This is a genomic window from Dongia sp., from assembly GCF_041918875.1.
Lineage (GTDB): Bacteria > Pseudomonadota > Alphaproteobacteria > Dongiales > Dongiaceae > Dongia.
Genome location: NZ_JAYRUV010000019.1, coordinates 1 through 20124, shown reverse-complemented (window position 1 = coordinate 20124; position 20124 = coordinate 1). Strand labels below are relative to the sequence as shown.

Here is a 20124-nt window from a genome sequence, read left to right as displayed (position 1 = left end):
CCATCCCCCAATTGGCTTCGGGGTCGATTGCCGTCGCGAAGATCCGCGCGCCCTCCCCTAGAAAGCAAGACAAGCGGGGCTGGGTTTCGAGGACGTCGGTCGTGAAAAAAAGATCCGCCGCATCTAGCCGTGCAGCACCAGCAGCAGGGAGCCGATGCCTGAAACCTCGATGCCCGAGACCTCGATGCCGAGGCTGCGGCACAGCATTTCGATCGTTGCAATCGGATCGGCCGTGTCGAAGGTGCCGCCGATGCGCCGTGCCTTGAGCGCGTCGCCGAGGATCAGTATCTGCGTTCCCGTATGCCGCTGCAGGCGCGCGATCACCGTTTCCAGGCTTTCATCCTCGACGACCAGCTTGCCAAGGCGCCAGTCGGGCGCGGCCGTATCCACGGCGGGGCCGGCGCTCAACGTCCCGGCCTGGTCGTAGCGCAAGCGCTCGCCCGCATGCAGGATGGCATGCGCGCCGGAACCGGCGGCGATGCGGACGGCATGCTCCAGCACCGTCACTTCGGCACCCGCCGCCTCTTCCATCAGCCGCACGTCGAACTGTGTACCCAGTGCCGTGACCGTGCCGCCGGCTGCCGCCACGACAAAGGGTCGCGCCGCATCCTTGGCGACGGTGAAATAGGCTTCGCCGCGCAGCAGATGCACTTTGCGCTGCCTGCCGTCGAACGACAGGGCGATGGCGGAACCGGCATTGAGCTGAACCAGCGAGCCGTCTTCCAGCGCCGATACCGGCGATATCGCGTGCCCGGCCATGAGATCGGCCTCAAGGCGCATGGGTCCGTCGAACAGGATGAACAATGCCAGCGAGGCGGCGACGGCGATGCCGGCCGGCAGCCAGGCGAGGCGCCGGCTGGGCCGCACCGGTGCCCGGTCGAGCGCTGCAAAGGCGCCGGGCGCCAGCGTCAGCAGCGATTCCGCGCGCTTGAGGGCAGCCCCCCGCCGCGCATCGGCCGCCAGCCAGGTGCCAAGGCGCCTCTCATCCTCGGCCGAGAAATCGGGCGCGCGCATGCGCACCAGCCAGTCGGCGGCTTCGGCGTTCACCTGCTTCATATCCGTCGCGCTGGCGCGTGCTCGCACGGCTGTTCCCCGATACTCCGCTGCCGGTTCCGGCCGCAGCTTCTATCCCAAAGACAAGCGGGCGTCTCTTTTGAGGACGTCCAGCACCCCCGGCAGGTTCCCGGCGGCGTCACGGCGTACCGTCCCGGCCCAGCTCCGGCATCCATTCCAGGCATTGCGCGATGGCATTGCGCAAATGACGCTCGACCATGTTTCTGGTGATGCCGAGCCGTTCGGCGATCTCGGCCGGATCGAGATGGCCAAGCGCATAGTGACGGAACACCTCGCGCTGGCGCGGCGGCAGGGCGGCAATGGCCCTGGTCAGCGCCGCGAGGTCGGCGCGGCCGCCCAGGATGCGGTCGGGCAGCGGCGCCCGGTCGGCCAGCTGCGCCAGTTCAGCTTCCGAATCGGCCGCCATCGGCAGGATCCGCTGGTGCCGCTGCTGGTTGATGGCAAGATTGGCGGCGGTGCGGAAAAGATAGGCCCTGCTATCCAGAATGGGCGCCCTGGGCCTGGCCTGCATGACCTTCAGGAAGGCCTCCTGGGCGAGGTCGGCGGCAAGTTCGGGACTGGCGACGCGGCGTTGCAGGAAACGCGTCAGATCCTTGGCATAGCGCCGAAACAGGGCGTTGAAATCCTCGACGCGCATGACCCTTCCGGCTCTTCCCCGGACCTTGCGGTCCCCAAGCGATTCCTTGCAGGGCTATATCGCAATTAAGAATTAGTCGCAACTATCAATCCATCCCAGCCCGGCAGCAGGGCTGGCCCGGTTCATTTCATCTATCCGTTATGCCGCTCGCGCCAGGCATCCATGGCCTGGTAGCCCCAATAGGTCAGCTGCGCCGCGGCGCGGCCGAAGGGTCCGCCCGCCCAATCGAGGCCGAAGGGTGCGAACAGGCGATAGCGGTCGCCCACACCTAGAATGGCTTCGGCAACCACCTTGCCGCCGATGGCGGTCGCGTTCATGCCGTGCCCGCCGAAACCGGTGCAATGCCACAGTCCATCCTCCAGCCGCCCGATCTGGGGCATGAGGTGCCGCGCATAGGACATGAGCCCGGACCAGGCGAGTTCCACCTTCACACCGCCGAGCTGCGGATAGGTGCCGACCATCTGCCGCCGCAGGACCCGCGCCAGATCGGCGGGATCGGCCACCCGCGTGGTGATGCGCCCGCCCCACAGGATGCGCCCGTCGCCCACGACGCGGTAATAATCGCCCGCCCGCCGGTCGTCGGCGATGGCGGCTTCCGTGCGAATGGTCTCCCGCAGCAGATCGCCCAAGGGTTCGGTCAGCAGCACATAGGTGGCGATGGGAAGGAAGCTCCGCGTCAGGCGCCTCTCGATCCCGTCGGCATAGCCGCCGCCGCAGAAGACCACATGCCGCGCCGCGATCTTTCCGCCCGCGGTCGCCACTTCATGGCCGCCGGCATGCGGGCCGACCTCAAGAGCCGGCGTCTCCTCGAAGATCTCGCCGCCGAGCCGCAGGATCTCGCCGGCAAGGCCGCGCGCGTAGTTGAGCGGGTGGAAATGGAATCCGTCCGGGTCGAAGAGGCCCTGGTGATAGCTGGGGCTGGAAAGCTCGGCCCGCACCGCCGCCCGGTCGCGAAACTCCAGCCTCTCCCCGAACCTGCCGTTCATCTCGTCGCGATAGGCCTTAAGTCCGTCGGCGCCGTCGTAGCGGATGACTCGCAGGATGCCAGGGGTCGCGTCGGCGCCGGCTATTCCCAGCTTCCCGATATTCCCGCGCACGATCTCGACACCCTCGAGCGAAAGGCGATGGAGCGCATCGGCATCTGCGGCACTCGTTCGCCTGCGCATGGTGTCTAGGCCGGTCGCGTAGCCCGAGGTGACGAAGCCGCCATTGCGCCCCGAAGCACCCCAGGCGATGCGATGGCGCTCGACCAGCGCCACCTTGCCGCCGCCCCGCGCCAGTTCCAGCGCCACGGTGAGCCCGGCAAGACCGCCGCCGACGATGCAGGCATCGACCTCGATATCGCGCGCCAGCGGCCTATGGCGCGCATCGTCGGCGAGCGTGCGTCGGTAATAGGTGTCGATATAATCCGCCACCATGCCTCACCCCTCCAGCGCGCCGCGCCGCTCCTCGAGCTCCAGCCATTTCGATTCGGCGGCTTCAAGCTCGCTCTTCTTGGCCACCAGCAGCGCGCCCGCCTTCTCGAACTTCGCCGGGTCGCGCGCATAGAGATTCGGATCGGCCAGCGCCGTCTCGATCGTCTTCACCTCGGCTTCCAGGGTTGTCATGCGGTCGGCCACCTGGTCGAGCATGCGCTGGTCCTTCGAGGACCAGCGTTCCGCCTCGGATTTCGGCACGGGTCTTGCCGCCGGCTTGGGTTTCACCTCGACCGCGTGGCGTTCGGCGGCCTTGCGCTGGTCGAGATAGTCGGAATAGCCGCCCGGATATTCCTCCACCACCCCCTCGCCCTCGACCGCGACGATCGAGGTGGCGAGGCGGTCGAGGAAGTCGCGGTCGTGGCTGACCACGATCACGGTCCCGTCGAAATCGGAGAGCACGTCCTGCAGCAGATCCAGCGTATCCATGTCGAGATCGTTGGTGGGCTCGTCGAGGATGATGAGATTGGCCGGCTGCGCGAAGAGCTTGGCCAGCAGCAGCCGCGCCCGCTCGCCGCCCGACAGGGCCCTGACCGGCATGGTGGCCTGCTTCTCGTCGAACAGGAAATCGCGCAAATAGGCGACCACATGGCGCGAGCGACCTTGCGCGACGATCGAATCCCCGCCCCCGGACGCCAGGGTCTGCCACAAGGTCTTGTCGAGATCGAAACTCTCGCGCCTTTGATCGAGATAGAGCGGCGTCACATTGGTGCCGAGCTTCAGCTTCCCGGCATCGGGTGCCATCTCGCCGGTCAATATCTTGATGAGCGTGGTCTTGCCGGCGCCGTTGGGGCCGATGATGCCGATACGGTCGCCGCGCTGGATGCGGGTCGAGAAATCCTTGGCGATGAGGCGCATCGAACCGTCCGGCCGCGCGAAGCTCTTCGAGATCTTCTCGGCTTCCACCACCATCTGCCCGCCCTGGACCGCCTCGCCCAGTTCCAGCTTGGCCCGGCCGATCGCGCGCAAGGCCTCGGCGCGCTGCTTGCGGAGCGCCAGGAGGCCGCGCCGGCGCCCTTCGTTGCGCGAGCGCCGGGCGGTGACGCCGCGCGCCATCCAATATTCTTCCTGCTCGATCTTCTTTTCCAGGCGCCGCGCCTCGGCCGCTTCCTGCGCCATGATATTGGCCGACCATTCCTCGAAGCCGGCAAAGCCGCCATCCATCTCGAACATGCGCCCGCGATCCAGCCACAGCACGCGCTTCGAGAGCGCGTTCAGGAAAGCGCGGTCGTGGCTGATCATCAGGATGCCGCCGTTGAAGGCCGCCAGTTCCTGTTCCAGCCATTCGATGGTGGGCAGGTCGAGATGGTTGGTGGGCTCGTCGAGCAGCAGGATTTCCGGTTCCGCCACCAGCGCCCGCGCCATGGCCGCCCGCCGCCCCTCGCCGCCCGAGAGTGTCGCCGTGTCGCGGGCGGGATCGAGGTCGAGATGGTCGAGCACCCGGGCGATGCGGTAATCCTCCTCGTCGGCGCCGGGGAGGGCGGCGGTCACGAATTTCGCCACCGACCCGCCGCCGGAAAGATCCGGGCTCTGCGCCAGATAGCCGATGCGCGTCCCCGGCTGCACGAAGCGGATCCCGCCATCCAGTTCGATGGCCCCCGCCAAGGTCTTGAGAATGGTCGATTTTCCAGACCCGTTGGCACCCACCAGCGCCACCCGCTCGCCCTTGCCCAGCGTCAGCGTGATACCGGAAAAGAGCGGCTTGCCGCCGAAGGTGATGGCGGCGTCGCGAAGGGCTACGAGGGGCGGTGCGGGCGGCATGAGGTCAATCGGCAAAGGGAGAGAGGAACCTGCCGGCTGACCTACTTGATGCCGCGCTCCTTGGCAATCCTGTCATAAGCGGCGTTCAAGGTCGCCACCTTCTCGTTGGCCAGTTCCACGAACTCCGCCGGCAGGCCTTGCGCCATCAGCTTGTCGGGATGGTTTTCCCGCATCAGGCGGCGCCAGGTGGCGCGGATTTCCTCGTCCGACTGTTCGCGCCTGACACCCAGCACGGTATAGGGGTCGGCATGGTCGGCGCCCACATTCACCTCCCGCAGGCGCGCGAAATCCGCGTCCGTGAAGCCGAAGATGCGCGCCACTTCGCGGATGAAGGCGATCTCGCTGTCATGCACCTCGCCATCCGCCTTGGCGATATGAAAGAGGCCGTCGATCAGTTCCTCCAGCACCGGGTGGCGCTCGTCGAACATGTTGGAAAGCTGCCGCGCATAGGCGTCGAAACCCGCGATGTCGCGCTTGGCCTGGTCGAAGACGCGGGCCACATTGTTGATCTCGTCCGGGGGAATCTTGAAGACCTGCTTGAAGGCCGCGACTTCGGAGCGCGTCACCGTCCCGTCGGCCTTGGCCATCTTGGCGCCCAGCGCGATCACGGCGATGGTGAAGGCGATCTCGCGCGTCGCCCGCCGGTCGTCGGCGATGTTGATCTCCGCTTCCTGCTCCAGCTGCTTGTCGATGGCATGCCCGGCCAGCGCGCCCAGCAGCGCGCCCAGCGGCCCGCCCAACGCAAAAAACCCGGCCGCCCCGCCGATGATCTTGCCCCAGATACTCATTCTGTCCGGAAACGCCCACGTGATGTGCTCGGGAAGACCATAACGGGCGAAACGCACGATTGCCAGTGCAGCCGGCGCCGCAGGGGTATGCAAGGGAACGGGACTGAAACGCCCCGCCCCCTCTCCCTAACCCTCCCCCAGGATGAACGCGGCACCCTTCTCCGCCACCATCATCGTCGGCGCGTTGGTGTTGGCCGATGGGATCGTCGGGAAGATCGAGGCGTCTATCACCCGCAACCCGTCCAGCCCATGGACGCGCAGGCGCGCATCGACGGCGCTGTCGGTGGCATCCGGTCCCATGCGGCAGGTGCCGGACGGATGGAAGATCGAATAGCAGGATTCCTTGATATAGGCCGCGAACTCGGCATCCGAGCGTGCCGCCTCGCCGGGCTTGGTCTCCTGGCGGACGATGCCGCCCAGCGCCTTGGTGTTGGCCAGGCGCCGCATCAACCGCGCGCCTTCGACGGCTTCGGTGAGATCGTCCGGATGCGAAAGCAGGTTGGGCTGAATCTCCGGCGCCACACCCGCTTCCGCCGACCGCAGCCTGACATGGCCCCGGCTCTTGGGCCGGCAGGGCGAGATGCTGAGCGAAAAGGCCGGCGTCGAGCGCACGATGATGAGCTGGCGGCTTTCCGGCCCGACCTTTTCATAGGCGAGCGGGCAGAAATAGAGCTGGATGTTGGGCCGCTCCCGCAACGGCGACGAGCGCACGAAGCCCCCCGCCTGGTTGAGACTCATGGAAAGAGGCCCACGCCGCTGCAGCGCATAGCGCGCGCCGGCGAGGATTCGGCCCGGCCAGTTGCCGAGCGAGGAATTGAGCGTTGGCACCGTCGCTTCGAAATAATGGTCGTAGCAGATATGGTCCATGAGATTGCGGCCCACCGCCGGCAGGTCGTGCTTCACCTCGATGCCGAGCGACCGCAGCTCTTCCGCCGCCCCGATGCCGGAAAGCTGCAGCAGCTGGGGCGACCCGATGGCGCCGGCCGCCAGCACCACTTCGCGCTGCGCCCGCACCTCATGCAGGCACCCGTCCTGCCGATAGCGCAATCCCGCGACGCGCTTGTCCTCGACGATCAATTGCAGGACCAGGGCGTTGGTGACGACCTTGAGATTGGCGCGCTTCAGCGCCGGCCGCAGATAGGCCCTGGCCGAGGAATGGCGTCGGCCTTTCCTGATATTGACCTGGTAATGGCCGACGCCTTCGGTCTCGGCACCGTTGAGATCCCGGAGATGCCGGAAACCCAGTTCCTGCGCGGCGCGGAAGAAATTCTCGCAGATCGGATGCGTATCGCGGCCCATCTGCGTCACCTGCATCGGCCCATCGCCGCCATGGAGGTCGCTGGCACCCAAATCATGGCTTTCCATCCCGCGATAGAAGGGCAGCACGTCCCGCCAGCCCCAGCCGCGATTGCCGGCCGCTTCCCAATCCTCGTAATCCTGTGGCTGGCCGCGCGCGAACACCATGGCGTTGATCGAGCCGGATCCGCCCAGCACCTTGCCGCGCGGATAATAGACCACCCGGTTGCCGAGTGCCGGCACCGGCGCGCTGTCGAACATCCAATTGACCTTGGGATCACGATAGCTGTGCGCATAGCCGATCGGCACATCGATATCGACGCGGCGGTCGCTGGGGCCGGCCTCTATCAGCAGTACCTTGTGCCGCCCGTTTTCGCTCAATCGCGCGGCCAGCACGCAGCCGGCCGAACCGCCGCCGACGATCACGAAATCGGCGCTGTTCATGTCACTTGTCATGGGTTCTCCGTTGGCGCCGTCTGGATATGTCGCCATTTTCCGCGGGCGCCGGCTTCTTCAAGGGTGATTCCGATTTTGCTTCCTGCGCCAGTTCCCGGGCCAGCCAATCGCTGAACAGCAGGGCCTCGGCGCGCGGCGCCTCGAAATCCTGCGGGGTCAGCAGGTAGTGCGACTGATCGTGCGGCAGCTCGATGCCAGGCACGCGGCGCACGCGGCCGCTGGCTTCGAAGGCCGCCGCGAAGCGCGACAGCACCAGCGCCGCGCCATGGCCCGACGCCACGATTTCGAGTGCGGCGAGGCTGGTATCGACCGTGATGCCGGCGCCACCCTTGGGGAGAGCCATGCCGGCTGCCTCGAAGAGATGCAGCCAGTCGCTTTCCACCCCCATGATCTGGATCATCCCGGCGCTGTCGATATCGCGCACCGATCCGATGGGCGAGTTCGGCGCCGTCACCAGCACGATCGGGTCGTTGACCAGCAATTGCGCGGCCGAACCCGGCCAGTTGCCATGGCCGAAGCGGATATCGACATCGGTCTTGTCGGCCGGCAGCGCATCGGCCCAGATCGCCGAGAAGAGCCGCAGGCGGATGCCGGGATGGGCGCGCGCAAATCCGCTGAGGCGCGGCGTCAGCCACAGCACGGCGAAGGAGACCGGCACCCGGATGTTGAGCGTCGTCTCCCCTTCGGGGCCGAAGATGCTGAGGGTCGCGATGGAAAGCTCGCTGAAGGCCTGGCGCACCGGCACCAGATAGGCCTTGCCGAGATCGGTGAGGCGAAGCCCGCGCGGCAGACGCTCGAACAGAGGATAGCCCAGCATCTGCTCCAGCGAGCGCATCTGATAGCTGACCGCCGCCGAGGTGAGGCCCAATTCGCTGGCGGCGGCGGCAAACGAGCCCCGCCGCGCCGCCGCCTCGAAGGCGCGCAACCAGGGCAAGGGCGGCAGATGGTAGGACATTGACGAACCTTGATCGACAAATGAATTTAGGCCTTAGGCCAATAATACATCGTTTGATTTTATCTTCTGTCAAGCGCGGAATGGCCGCAGCCGCCCAGCCGCAAGACGACATTCATAAGGTCGCTTGGCGGGGCTGCGCCAATGCGGAAACTGCACTCTCAGGGGAGAAAAGCTCCATGGATATCAAGTCGATGACCCGGCTGGCCGCGACGGGCAGGATGTCGCGCCGCGATTTCGTGCAACTGGCCATCGGCGCCGGCATCAGCGCCGCCGCCGCGCAAACCATGTTCGCCAAGGCCGCCCGCGCCGAACCCAGGAAAGGCGGCCTCTTCCGCATGGCCTTGGGCAGCGGCTCCACCACCGACACGCTCGACCCCGCCACCTTCCCGGACACGTTCAACGGCGTTTTCGGCTGGGGCTCACTCCGCTCCAGCCTCACCGAAGTCTCCGCCAAGGGCGAGATCGTCGGCGATGCTGCGGAAAGCTTCGAAGCCAGCAAGGACGCCAAGACCTGGGTCTTTTCGCTCCGCAAGGGCGTCGAGTTCCATTCCGGCAAGTCGCTGACCGCCGACGATGTCGTGGCCTCGATCAACCATCACCGGTCCGAAGCCTCGAAATCGGCGGCGAAATCGCTGCTCGCCACCGTCAAGGACGTCAAGGCCGACGGCAAGGACAAGGCCGTCATAACCTTGAGCGACGGCAATGCCGACTTTCCTTACGTCGTCTCGGACTATCATCTGCCGATGATGCCGGCCAAGGACGGTGTGGCTGACTGGCAATCGGGCGACGGCACCGGTCCCTATGCCATGACAGCTTTCGAGCCAGGGGTGAAGGCCACGGCCAAGCGCTTTGCCAACTACCACCGCGAAACCTGGTTCGACGAGATCGAGATTCGCGCCATCGGCGATGTGGCGGCGCGCAGCAACGCGCTTACCACCGGCGAGGTCGATTATATCGACCGCGTCGATCTGAAGACTGTCGACCGCATGGCGGGCGGCGGCAATATCGCCATTTCCGAGGTCAGCGGCTTTGCCCATTACGTGGCGCCGATGATCTGCACCATGGCGCCCTTCGACAATAAGGATGTCCGCCTCGCCCTCAAATACGCGATCGACCGCGAGGAGATCGTCAAGAAGGTGCTGCGCGGCCATGGCTCGGTCGGCAATGACAACCCGATCGCGGCCGGTGTCCCTTTCTCCCACGATCCCGCCACGAAGCACGCTTACGATCCGGAAAAGGCCAAATTCCATCTGAAGAAGGCGGGGCTCAGCTCGCTCAAGGTCGATCTTTCCGCCTCGGATGCCGCCTTCTCCGGCGCCATCGACGCCGCCCAGCTGATGAAGGAATCGGCTGCCAAATGCGGCATCGACATCAACGTCATCCGCGAGGCGGAGGACGCCTATTGGGATGCGGTCTGGATGAAGAAGGGCTGGTGCCTCTCATATTGGTCGGGCCGCCCGACGCCGGATCTGATGTTCACCACGGCCTATGCGGCCGACGCCGCCTGGAACGACACCTTCTGGAAGAACGACCGCTTCAACGAACTGCTGGTGGCGGCAAGGGCGGAACTCGACCAGAACAAGCGCACGGCAATGTACGCCGAAATGCAGGATATCGTCGCCGACGATGGCGGCGTCATGGTCCTGATGTTCTATAATTACATGAATGCATTCGCTAAAACCGTTGCACATGGCGATGTCGTCGCTCCAAACTGGGATGTCGACGGCATGAAGATCACCCAGCGCTGGTGGTTTGCCTAGGCGACCCGAATGACCGGTTGCGGGCCGATCGGTTGTGCGGCCCGCAACCGCCCATTTCGCGCGAAGAAATCTCCCATGAAAATCGCCGGTCTCAAGACGTTCGTCGTCGGCAATCCGCCGCCCTCCTTCGGCGGTCAATATTTCATCTTCGTCAAGCTCGTCACCGATGACGGGATCGAGGGCGTGGGCGAGGTCTATGGCACCGCTTTTGGCCCGAAGACCATGGTCGCCGCCATCGAGGACATGTATCAGCGCTATGTCGAAGGGATGGACCCCTTCCATATCGAAAAATTGTGGCGCCTCGCCTATGGCTCCGGCTACACGCTGCGCCCCGACGTCACCGCGATGAGCGTGCTCTCCGCCATCGAGATTGCCCTCTGGGACATCAAGGGCAAGGCTACCGGCAAGCCCGTCTATGAATTGCTGGGCGGCAGGGTGCATGAGCGCCTGCGCGCCTACACCTATATCTATCCCGATGTGGCCAAGGGCCAGGACAGTTCGATCTATTGGAACGCCGAAGCCTCGGCCGAACGCGCCGCGCATTATGTGAAGATGGGCTTCACCGGCATCAAGTTCGATCCGGCCGCCCCCTATTCGCCCTTCGATCCACGCCAGCCCTCGCTGGAATCCATGGATCTCTGCGAGAAGTTCTGCAAATTGATCCGCGAAGCGGTGGGCTCGAAGGCCGATCTCCTCTTCGGGACCCATGGCCAGTTCACCACATCGGGCGCCATCCGCTTCGCCCAGCGTTTGGAGAAATATCAGCCGCTCTGGTTCGAGGAACCGACCCCGCCGGAAAAGCCCGAGGAAATGGCCCTGGTCGCCCGCGGCACCTCGATCCCCATCGCCACCGGCGAAAGGCTGGTGACGAAGTATGAATTCGCCCGCGTGCTGGAATGCCGCGCCGCCTCGATCCTGCAGATGCAGGTCGGCCGCGTCGGCGGCCTCTTGGAGGCCAAGAAAATCACCGCGATGGCCGAGGCCTACTACGCGCAAGTAGCGCCGCATCTCTACGCTGGCCCGGTCATCGGCATGGCCAACGTGCATCTCGCCGCCGCCAGTCCCAATTTCCTCATCCTCGAGAGCATCGAGACCTGGGGCGGCTTCCATGGCAGGATCATCAAGCAGCCCGTGCGCTGGGAAGAAGGCCATGTCATCCCGCCGACCGAGCCCGGTTTGGGCATCGAGCTCGACGAGGACGTGGCCAGGGCCCATCCCTATACGGGCAGGAATCTGCATCTGGAGATGACGAACCGGGTGATTACGTAGCGAAGAATGCCGAATTTAGTTGTCATGGCCCGCGAAGGCGGGCCATCCACGAGTTTCAAGGCGACTGAAGAAAAGTAACTCGTGGATCCCCCGCCTTCGCGGGGGATGACAAGGGAGAGGATAAGGGGAGGAGAACCACCATGCGTTACGGGTTCATCGGTCTCGGCCATATCGGCCGCTATCTCGCATCCAGCCTGCAACGCAAGGGCTATCCCCTCATCGTCCACGATTTGCGCAAGGAAGCCGCGCAGCCGCTGCTCGACCTCGGCGCAACATGGGCCGAATGCCCCCGCAGCCTCGCCGAGCAGGTCGATACCGTCATCACCTGCCTGCCCTCGCCCGGCGCCACGCAGGAAGTGCTGGCCGACAAGGACGGCGTCCTCGCCGGTCTCGAGGAAGGCGGTCATTGGATCGAAATGGGCACGCTGGGCCGCGACGAGATTCTGCGCTTTGCCGACATGGCCAGGCAGCATGGCGTCCGCACCATGGAATCGCCCGTGACGGGTGGCGTGCATCTCGCGGCCCAGGGCGATATCACGGTGCTGGCCGGCGGCGACAAGGACATGTTCGACATGCATCTCCCGGCCTTGAAGACCATGGGCAGCCAGATCTTCCACATGGGACCGCTGGGGTCGGCCGCTGTGATCAAGGTCATCACCAACATGCTGGCCTTCATTCATTTGAAGGCCGTGGGCGAAGCCCTGATGCTGGCCAAGCGCGGCGGCCTCGATTTGGCGCAAGCCTATCGGGCGATCGCCGCCAGTTCCGGCAACAGCTTCGTTCACGAGACGGAAGGCCAGCTCATCTTGAACGGCTCCTACGATATCGGCTTTTCCATGGATCTTGCCCTGAAGGATCTCGGTTTCGCCCTGGGCTTCGGCCGCGAATTCGGCGTGCCGCTGGAGCTGGCCTCGATCACCAACCAGACCTATGTCGAAGCCAAGGCCGTCTATGGCGGCAAGGCGGAATCGCCGATGATCGTGAAGCTGCTCGAAGACGCGCTGAAGACCGAGCTGCGCGCGCCGGGGTTTCCGGCGAAATTACTCTAGCATTCCCCGCTTCCAGCCCCCCTCGATCCAAAGCCCTCCCACCTTCAGGGGGGAGGTCGGGAGGGGGGCCGCCAAGTGACGGCTCTCGCATCACAACAGCAGCCGGCCGATCCGCTGCGCTTCCGTTTGCAGCATCTCCAATAGCTGAGATCGCCGCGCCTGACCGAAGCGCGCGGTCGGACCATGCAGGCTCAGCGTGGCGCGGATATGGCTCCCCTGGTCGATGATGGGGACGGCGATCGCCACCGTGTCGGCGGCATATTCATCCTCCTCCGTCGCATAGCCCAGTTTTCTGATGCGCGCCAATTGCCGCTGCAGCCGCTTCACATCGCCGATCGTCTTCTGCGTCATCCTGGTGAAGGTCAGCGTCTCCAGGATCGCGGCGCGCACGTCGTAGCTCGAATATGCAAGGAAGCATTTGCCTGACGCCGTCCCATGCATGGGCAGGTCGCGGCCTTTGAGCGGCGTCGTTTTGAGGAACACCTTGCCCTCCAGGCTCTCCACCACGACCATCGAGGTGAGCGAGGGGACCAGCAGGTTGACCATCTCGCCCGATTGCTGGCAGAGGCGCACCAGCGCCGGCCGGGCGAGCGTGATGATGTCGAGCCGGGCTTCGACCTTGCGGCCCAGTTGCAGCAAGCGGGGGCCGAGGCGGTAGCGGCCGCGGGGGCCGACCTGTTCGGCCAGGCGCAGGGCGACGAGGCTCTGGAGCAGGCTGAGGGCGGTCACCGGCTTCAACCCGGTCCGCTCGACCACGTCCTGCAGGCGCCACCCCTCGATCGGCCCCCTGAAGAGCACTTCCAGGATCGAATCGGCACGCTCCAGGGACTGTATCTTGACCTTTTTCATCCCCTCATATTCTACAATGTAGAACAAATGTCACTTCGCCTTTGGCGGCGGCAGGGGGCCATGCTCTGCTCCGGCCACCTCACCTTTTGACCGGAGACGATCCATGCCCCTCCATTTTACCCGGGAAGAATTCGCCGCCCGCCGCCAGGCGACCCTCAAGGTCCTGACCACACGCGGCCTCGACGGCCTGCTCATGTTCCGGCAGGAGAGCATGTACTACCTCTCCGGCTACGACACGTTCGGCTATGTCTTCTTTCAGTGCTACTATTTAGGCGCCGACGGCCGCCAGTTCCTGCTGACCCGGGCGCCGGATCTCCGGCAGGCGCAGCTCACCTCCGACATCGCCGATATCCGCATCTGGGTCGACGGGCCCGAGGCCAATCCGGCACTCGAACTCAAGAACATGCTGAAATCATGGGGTTTGTCGGGCAGGAAGCTCGGAATCGAATGGGATGCCTATGGCCTCACCGCCCGGAACGGCATGCGGCTGCAGGCAGCCTTCGACGGCTTTGCGACATTGGTAGATGCGAGCGACATCGTTTCCAAACAGCGCCTGGTGAAGTCGGCAAGCGAGATCGCCTATGTCGAGAAAGCGGCGCATCTCGCGGACCTCGCCTTGGATGAAGCGCACCGGCTCACCGGCCCGGGCGTTTCGGAAGCCGAGATTCTGGCGGCGATGCAGAGCATCATCATCCGCAACGACGGTGACGATCCGGCCAATGAATTCATCATCGGCTCGGGGCCGGAAGCGCTGCTCTGCCGCTATCATTCCGGGCGCCGCGTGCTCGACAAGGATGATCAGCTGACCCTCGAATTCGCTGGCGTTTTCCGGCATTACCACGCGGCCCTGATGCGCACGATTCCGGTGGGCAAGGTGCCAGCGCGGCAGGTCGAGATGCACAAGGTCGCGGTCGATGCGCTGGAGGCGTGCAAGGCGGCCCTCATTCCGGGCCGGCCGATCGGCGAGGTGTTCGATGCCCATTCGCGCGTGCTGGATGCCGCCGGCTATCAGGCCTATCGCATGAATGCCACGGGCTACAGCCTCGGCACCACTTTCGCGCCGAACTGGATGGATTATCCGATGTTCTATCACGGCAACGCGGAACTGGCGGCACCCAACCAGGTGTTCTTCATCCATCTCATTATTTTCGACAGCGAGCGGAATCTCGCCATGACCTCGGGGCAGACGGTGCTGGTGACGGAAACCGGCTGCCGCGTGCTGTCGAAGCGATCGACCGACCTTGTAACACGATAGTTTTCTTGTCATGGCCCGCGAAGGCGGGGGATGACATTATAGGATAGGATGGATACAGCGCGTGACAAACACCTGGCAGTTCTGGATCGATCGCGGCGGGACCTTTACCGATATCGTGGCGAAGGCGCCGGACGGCAAGCTCGTCACGCATAAGCTGCTCTCCGAGAATCCGGAGCGCTATCGCGATGCGGCGATGGCGGGCATCCGGTCGATCCTGCAGCTCGATGCGGATGCGCCGCTGCCCGCGAACGTTGGCGCCATCAAGATGGGCACCACTGTTGCGACCAATGCGTTGCTGGAGCGCAAGGGCGAAGCGGTGGTGCTGGCGGTGACGAAGGGGTTCAAGGACGCGCTGCGCATCGCCTATCAGAACCGGCCGAAGATTTTCGCGCGCAAGATCGAGCTCCCCGAGCTGCTGCACCGGGACGTGATCGAGATCGAGGAGCGAGTCGATGCAAATGGCAATGTCCTGAAGGGATTGGATCTTGCCAAGGCGCGGGCGGAATTCAAGGCGGCCTACGCGAAGGGCTACCGCGCCATCGCCATCCTGCTGATGCACGGCTTCCGCTATCACGCCCATGAGGCGGCGCTGAAGATCATCGCCGAGGAAATCGGCTTCACGCAGATTTCAGTGAGCCATGAAGTCTCGCCGCTGATGAAGCTGGTGAGCCGGGGCGACACGACGGTGGTCGATGCCTATCTTTCGCCCATCCTGCGCCGCTATGTCGATCAGGTCGCTAGCGAGATCGGCAACAAGACGACGCGGCTCATGTTCATGCAGTCGAATGGCGGCTTGACGGACGCGGCGAAGTTCCAGGGCAAGGACAGCATCCTTTCCGGCCCCGCCGGCGGCATTGTCGGCGCGGTGGAGACGGCGAAACAGGCCGGCTTCAAGGAGATCATCGGCTTCGACATGGGCGGCACCTCGACCGATGTGTCGCATTTCGACGGCGAATTCGAACGCACCTATGAGGCGCAGGTGGCCGGTGTGCGCATGCGGGCACCCATGATGCTGATTCACACGGTAGCGGCGGGCGGCGGCTCGATCCTGCATTTCGATGGGTCCCGCTTCCGCGTCGGGCCGGATTCCGCCGGCGCCAATCCGGGCCCGGCAAGCTATCGGCGGGGCGGGCCGCTCACCGTCACCGATTGCAATGTGATGATGGGGCGGCTCAACCCCGATTTCTTCCCCATGGTCTTCGGCCCCAATGGCGACCAGCCGCTCGACCGTGATGTGGTGGTGAAGAAATTCACGGCGCTGGCGCGGGAGATCGCCAAGGCCACGGGCAAAGAGGCGAAGCCTGAGAATGTGGCGGAAGGGTTCCTCAATATCGCGGTCGCCAACATGGCCAATGCGATCAAGGAAATCTCGATCCAGCGCGGCTATGACGTGAGCAAGTATACGCTGGCCTGTTTCGGGGGTGCCGGCGGCCAGCATGCTGCCCGTGTCGCCGACGCGCTAGGCATGACCCGGATCTTCCTGCATCCGCTGGCTGGCGTGCTCTCGGCCTATGGCATGGGTCTCGCCGACATGCGCGCCATCCGCCACAAGACGGTGGAAGCGGCGCTCGACCAGCATCTGGCGTCCGGCCTTGCCATCGAGCTCGATAAGATGGCGGAAGCGGCGCGCGCCGAGATCGCGACCCAAGGCATCGACGCGGACCGGATCGACATCCGCCGCCAGGTGCATGTCAAATATGCCGGGACCGACGCGCCGCTCGTCACCGATTTCGGCAGCGCCCATGAGATCCAGGCGGGCTTCGAGGAAGCGCACCGCCAGCGTTACGGCTTCACCGTGCCGCATAAGGCGCTGATCGTCGATTCGATTTCGGTCGAGGCCATCGGCAGGACGGACGAGGTGGCCGACCCGCTGCTGCCGGCGCGTGCGCAGGATGCCGTGCCATTGGCGCAGGTGCCGTTCTGGGCGCATGGCGAGATGCTGCAGGCGCCGGTCTACACCCGCACCGATCTGCGTCCCGGCCAGCGCATCGACGGGCCGGCCATTGTCCTGGAGCCGATTTCGACCAATGTGGTGGAGCCGGGCTGGCGGGCTACCCTGAACGATCGCGGCCATCTGGTGATGGACCGCTACATCGCAGCGGTGCGCCGCCATGCGGTGGGGACAGATGTCGATCCGGTGATGCTGGAGATTTTCAACAATCTCTTCATGTCCATCGCCGAACAGATGGGCTCGACCCTGGAGAAGACCAGCCATTCGGTGAACATCAAGGAGCGGCTGGATTTTTCCTGCGCCCTTTTTGATTCCCACGGTCATCTCATCGCCAACGCGCCGCATATGCCGGTGCATCTGGGCTCGATGGGGGAGAGTGTCGAGAGCGTCATCCGCCAGCATCGGACCGAGGCCGGCGGCACCGATATGCGGCCGGGCGATGTCTATGTGCTGAACGCGCCCTACAATGGCGGCACGCATCTCCCCGACATCACGGTGGTGACGCCGGTGTTCGACGCGAGCGGCAAGAGTATCCTCTTCTATGTCGCCAGCCGAGGACATCATGCCGATATCGGTGGGCTGACGCCAGGCTCCATGCCGCCCTACAGCAAGACTGTCGAGGAGGAAGGAATCCTCATCGACAATGTGAAGCTGGTCGATCGCGGCGTCATGCTGGAAGCGGAGATGCGCAAACTGCTGAGCGGCGGCAGATATCCGGCGCGCAACCCGGACCAGAACATCGCCGATCTGGGAGCGCAAGTAGCCGCCAATGAGAAAGGCGTCCAGGAGCTTCACCGCATGGTGGGGCAGTTCACCCTGCCCGTGGTCGAAGCCTATATGAATCATGTGAAGGCCAATGCCGCCGAGCAGGTCAGGCGCGTGCTCGACCGGCTGAAGGATGGCAGCTTCGCCTATGAGATGGACGATGGCGCCGTCATCAGGGTCGCGGTCACGGTCGATCATGCGGCGCGCCGCGCCAAGGTCGATTTCACCGGCACCTCGGCGCAGCTCGGGACCAATTTCAACGCGCCGGCGGCGGTGGCCAAGGCCGCCGTGCTCTATGTCTTCCGGACGTTGATCGATGACGACATCCCGATGAACCAGGGTTGCCTCGATCCGCTCGACATCGTCATCCCCGAAGGCTCCATGCTGCGGCCGACATATCCGGCGGCAGTGGTGGCGGGGAATGTCGAGACCTCGCAATGCATCACCGACGCGCTTTACGGCGCCATGGGTGTCATGGCGGCGGCGCAGGGGACGATGAACAATTTCACCTTCGGCAATACGCGCCATCAATATTACGAGACCATTGCCGGCGGCTCGGGTGCCGGGCCGGATTTCGACGGCACCGATGCCGTGCAGACCCATATGACCAATTCGCGCCTCACCGACCCGGAAGTATTGGAGTTCCGCTTTCCCGTGCTGCTGGAGGATTTCCATATCCGCCGAGGGAGCGGTGGCACGGGCAAGCATAAGGGTGGCGACGGCGTCGTGCGGCGCGTGCGCTTCCTGGAACGGATGACCGCCGGCATACTCTCCGGCCATCGGCGCGTGGCGCCCTATGGGCTGGACGGCGGCGGGCCTGGACAATTGGGCAAGAACTCCGTCATTCGCCGCGACGGAAGCGTGGAGATTCTGGGCGGCACGGATGGCGCGGAAATGCAGCCCGGCGATGTGTTCCTGGTGGAGACGCCGGGCGGCGGGGGGTATGGTAGGGGTTAGCGGCGGTCACGGAATCTTTCGGTCCTTGTTCGTCGCTTCGCGCACCCCCACCCTAACCCTCCCCCTGAAGGGAGAGGGGACTTCACCGAGTGCGCTGCGCCGCTGGTGCGAAGCTGGCTCCAATTCCCTCTCCCTTCAGGGGGAGGGTTAGGGTGGGGGTCTTCTCAGCAAGACCGAATTTCGACAAGGACGACTCTCATGACCGCCCTACCCGCCCAAGGTTCAACTGGCCGCCCACAACGCAATCTGAACGTCCCCGGCCTCGTCGAGGCCCTGCAGAATATTCTGAAACCTGACCAGGTCAGCACCAATGCCGGCATCCGCGACCGGCACGGACATGACGAATCCTACCATGAATCCCACGCGCCCGATGTCGTGGTGTTTCCGGAGACGACCGAGGAAGTGTCGGCCATCGCCAAGGTGGCGGCGCAGTTTGGATCGCCGATCATCCCGTTCGGTGTCGGCACGTCGCTCGAGGGTCATGTGGCGGCGCTCGATGGCGGCATCAGCATCGACATGGGCCGCATGAACAAGGTTCTGGAGGTGAATGCCGACGATCTCGACGTGAAGGTCGAGGCCGGTGTGACGCGGAAGGCGCTCAACGCCTATATCAGGGACCAGGGATTGTTCTTCCCGATCGATCCCGGTGCAGATGCCACGATCGGCGGCATGACGGCGACGCGGGCCTCCGGCACCAATGCCGTGCGCTATGGCACCATGCGCGAGAATGTGCTGGGCTTGACCGTGGTGCTGGCGGACGGGCGCATCATCAAGACCGGCGGGCGGTCGCGGAAATCGGCGGCGGGCTATGACCTCACGCGGCTCTTCGTCGGGTCGGAAGGGACGCTCGGCATCATCACCGAAATCCGCCTGCGCCTCTACGGTGTCCCGGAAGCGATGGCGGCGGCGGTGGCGAACTTTCCCGATATCGGGTCAGCGGTGAACACGGTCATCCGCACCATCCAGGCGGGTGTCCCGGTAGCGCGCATCGAACTCCTGGATGAAGTGCAGATCGACGCCATCAACAAATATTCCAAGCTCGACTTCGCCGTGCGGCCGACCTTGTTTTTCGAGTTCCATGGGACGGAGACGGGTGTGGCCGAGCAATCGGCGCTGGTGGGTGAGATCGGCGCCGAATTCGGCATGAGCGATTTTTCCTGGACCGCGAAGCCGGAAGACCGCACGAAGATGTGGCAGGCGCGGCATGACGCCTTCTATGCGGGCCTCGCCCTTCGCCCCGGCGCCAAGGGCTGGCCGACCGATGTCTGCGTGCCGATCTCAAAGCTCGCCGATTGCATCCTGGAGACCAAGGCGGATGTGGCGGCCTCCGGCCTGCTCACGCCCTTGGTCGGGCATGTCGGCGACGGTAATTTCCACCTCTGCATCATTCTCAACCCGGATGACGCCGAAGAAGCCGCGCGCGCGCAGGCCTTGACCGACCGCCTCGCCCATCGCGCGATTGCGATGGGCGGCACCTGCACGGGCGAGCACGGCATCGGCTTCGGCAAGATCGGGTTCCTGGAGGCCGAGCATGGTTCGGCGGTCGCGGTGATGCGGCAGCTCAAGGCGACGCTCGATCCCGACAACCGGATGAATCCGGGGAAGATTTTCCGGGCGTGACGACTTCACCTCCCTCTTGAGGGCAGGGGATGTGTTTCATTTGGAAGTATCGAGAAGGCTGCGCCAAGGCGATCTCATCTCCCTCTCCCCTCGCGGGCTACGATGTTCACACATCTCGTGGGACTTGCGGATTGGCTCGGAAGCTGACTCTCTATAGCGGTGCTTCGGCTATGGGAGAAGGTGATGGAACTGAGCCTAGGAGAGTTT

Annotated in this window: 14 protein-coding genes; 6 read left to right on the top strand and 8 right to left on the bottom strand. The window is 64.6% G+C overall.

Annotated features, from left to right (window positions below):
• Positions 1-123: 123 nt before the first annotated feature.
• The 7 genes from ACE3TY_RS17960 to ACE3TY_RS17930 all read right to left on the bottom strand — a co-directional run bounded on the left by ACE3TY_RS17960 (position 124) and on the right by ACE3TY_RS17930 (position 8442).
• Complete coding sequence (locus tag ACE3TY_RS17960; protein ID WP_374655511.1) at positions 124-1083, bottom strand: FecR domain-containing protein; 960 nt, start codon at positions 1081-1083, stop codon at positions 124-126.
• 109 nt (positions 1084-1192) lie between these two features.
• Complete coding sequence (locus tag ACE3TY_RS17955; RefSeq protein WP_374655509.1) at positions 1193-1711, bottom strand: RNA polymerase sigma factor; 519 nt, start codon at positions 1709-1711, stop codon at positions 1193-1195.
• Positions 1712-1842: 131 nt separating this feature from the next.
• Positions 1843-3129 carry an NAD(P)/FAD-dependent oxidoreductase gene (locus tag ACE3TY_RS17950; protein WP_374655507.1) on the bottom strand — a complete coding sequence of 429 codons (1287 nt, stop codon included), beginning with the start codon at positions 3127-3129 and terminating at the stop codon, positions 1843-1845.
• 3 nt (positions 3130-3132) lie between these two features.
• Entirely contained in the window at positions 3133-4947 is a 1815-nt protein-coding gene (locus ACE3TY_RS17945; protein ID WP_374655505.1) for an ABC-F family ATP-binding cassette domain-containing protein, read from the bottom strand.
• Positions 4948-4988: 41 nt separating this feature from the next.
• A complete protein-coding gene (locus tag ACE3TY_RS17940; protein WP_374655503.1) occupies positions 4989-5735 on the bottom strand; it encodes a TerB family tellurite resistance protein in 747 nt (248 codons plus the stop codon).
• 126 nt (positions 5736-5861) lie between these two features.
• Positions 5862-7487 (bottom strand): GMC family oxidoreductase, encoded by a 1626-nt coding sequence (locus tag ACE3TY_RS17935; protein ID WP_374655501.1) that lies wholly within the window; start codon positions 7485-7487, stop codon positions 5862-5864.
• Positions 7477-8442, bottom strand: a complete 966-nt coding sequence (locus tag ACE3TY_RS17930) for a LysR substrate-binding domain-containing protein (RefSeq protein WP_374655499.1) — start codon at positions 8440-8442, stop codon at positions 7477-7479. Before ACE3TY_RS17930 ends, ACE3TY_RS17935 begins: the two co-directional genes overlap by 11 nt.
• Positions 8443-8618: 176 nt before the next feature.
• Here ACE3TY_RS17930 and ACE3TY_RS17925 point away from each other — a divergent pair, with 176 nt between their 5' ends.
• The 3 genes from ACE3TY_RS17925 to ACE3TY_RS17915 all read left to right on the top strand — a co-directional run bounded on the left by ACE3TY_RS17925 (position 8619) and on the right by ACE3TY_RS17915 (position 12520).
• Positions 8619-10202 (top strand): ABC transporter substrate-binding protein, encoded by a 1584-nt coding sequence (locus ACE3TY_RS17925; protein ID WP_374655497.1) that lies wholly within the window; start codon positions 8619-8621, stop codon positions 10200-10202.
• Positions 10203-10277: 75 nt separating this feature from the next.
• Positions 10278-11471, top strand: coding sequence for a mandelate racemase/muconate lactonizing enzyme family protein (locus tag ACE3TY_RS17920; protein ID WP_374655495.1), 1194 nt, complete (start codon positions 10278-10280; stop codon positions 11469-11471).
• A gap of 140 nt (positions 11472-11611) precedes the next feature.
• A complete protein-coding gene (locus ACE3TY_RS17915) occupies positions 11612-12520 on the top strand; it encodes an NAD(P)-dependent oxidoreductase (protein ID WP_374655493.1) in 909 nt (302 codons plus the stop codon).
• 90 nt (positions 12521-12610) lie between these two features.
• Here the strand turns inward: ACE3TY_RS17915 and ACE3TY_RS17910 are convergent, their stop codons facing one another.
• On the bottom strand, positions 12611-13369 hold the full coding sequence (locus ACE3TY_RS17910; protein WP_374655491.1) for an IclR family transcriptional regulator: 759 nt from the start codon (positions 13367-13369) through the stop codon (positions 12611-12613).
• A 103-nt stretch (positions 13370-13472) separates the two neighbouring features.
• Here ACE3TY_RS17910 and ACE3TY_RS17905 point away from each other — a divergent pair, with 103 nt between their 5' ends.
• The 3 genes from ACE3TY_RS17905 (at position 13473) to ACE3TY_RS17895 (ending at position 19917) form a co-directional block, all read left to right on the top strand.
• On the top strand, positions 13473-14624 hold the full coding sequence (locus tag ACE3TY_RS17905; RefSeq protein WP_374655489.1) for a M24 family metallopeptidase: 1152 nt from the start codon (positions 13473-13475) through the stop codon (positions 14622-14624).
• 61 nt (positions 14625-14685) lie between these two features.
• Positions 14686-18297, top strand: coding sequence for a hydantoinase B/oxoprolinase family protein (locus ACE3TY_RS17900; protein WP_374655487.1), 3612 nt, complete (start codon positions 14686-14688; stop codon positions 18295-18297).
• Positions 18298-18495: 198 nt separating this feature from the next.
• Positions 18496-19917, top strand: a complete 1422-nt coding sequence (locus ACE3TY_RS17895) for an FAD-binding oxidoreductase (protein WP_374655485.1) — start codon at positions 18496-18498, stop codon at positions 19915-19917.
• Positions 19918-20124 lie beyond the last annotated feature (207 nt).

Bases quoted from the DNA above. Each gene is read 5' to 3' on its own strand.
- ACE3TY_RS17955 (WP_374655509.1), bottom strand. From the start codon at position 1,711: ATGCGCGTCGAGGATTTCAACGCCCTGTTTCGGCGCTATGCCAAGGAT.
- ACE3TY_RS17950 (WP_374655507.1), bottom strand. From the start codon at position 3,129: ATGGTGGCGGATTATATCGACACCTATTACCGACGCACGCTCGCCGAC.
- ACE3TY_RS17945 (WP_374655505.1), bottom strand. From the start codon at position 4,947: ATGCCGCCCGCACCGCCCCTCGTAGCCCTTCGCGACGCCGCCATCACC.
- ACE3TY_RS17940 (WP_374655503.1), bottom strand. From the start codon at position 5,735: ATGAGTATCTGGGGCAAGATCATCGGCGGGGCGGCCGGGTTTTTTGCG.
- ACE3TY_RS17935 (WP_374655501.1), bottom strand. From the start codon at position 7,487: ATGACAAGTGACATGAACAGCGCCGATTTCGTGATCGTCGGCGGCGGT.
- ACE3TY_RS17930 (WP_374655499.1), bottom strand. From the start codon at position 8,442: ATGTCCTACCATCTGCCGCCCTTGCCCTGGTTGCGCGCCTTCGAGGCG.
- ACE3TY_RS17925 (WP_374655497.1), top strand. From the start codon at position 8,619: ATGGATATCAAGTCGATGACCCGGCTGGCCGCGACGGGCAGGATGTCG.
- ACE3TY_RS17920 (WP_374655495.1), top strand. From the start codon at position 10,278: ATGAAAATCGCCGGTCTCAAGACGTTCGTCGTCGGCAATCCGCCGCCC.
- ACE3TY_RS17915 (WP_374655493.1), top strand. From the start codon at position 11,612: ATGCGTTACGGGTTCATCGGTCTCGGCCATATCGGCCGCTATCTCGCA.
- ACE3TY_RS17910 (WP_374655491.1), bottom strand. From the start codon at position 13,369: ATGAAAAAGGTCAAGATACAGTCCCTGGAGCGTGCCGATTCGATCCTG.
- ACE3TY_RS17905 (WP_374655489.1), top strand. From the start codon at position 13,473: ATGCCCCTCCATTTTACCCGGGAAGAATTCGCCGCCCGCCGCCAGGCG.
- ACE3TY_RS17895 (WP_374655485.1), top strand. From the start codon at position 18,496: ATGACCGCCCTACCCGCCCAAGGTTCAACTGGCCGCCCACAACGCAAT.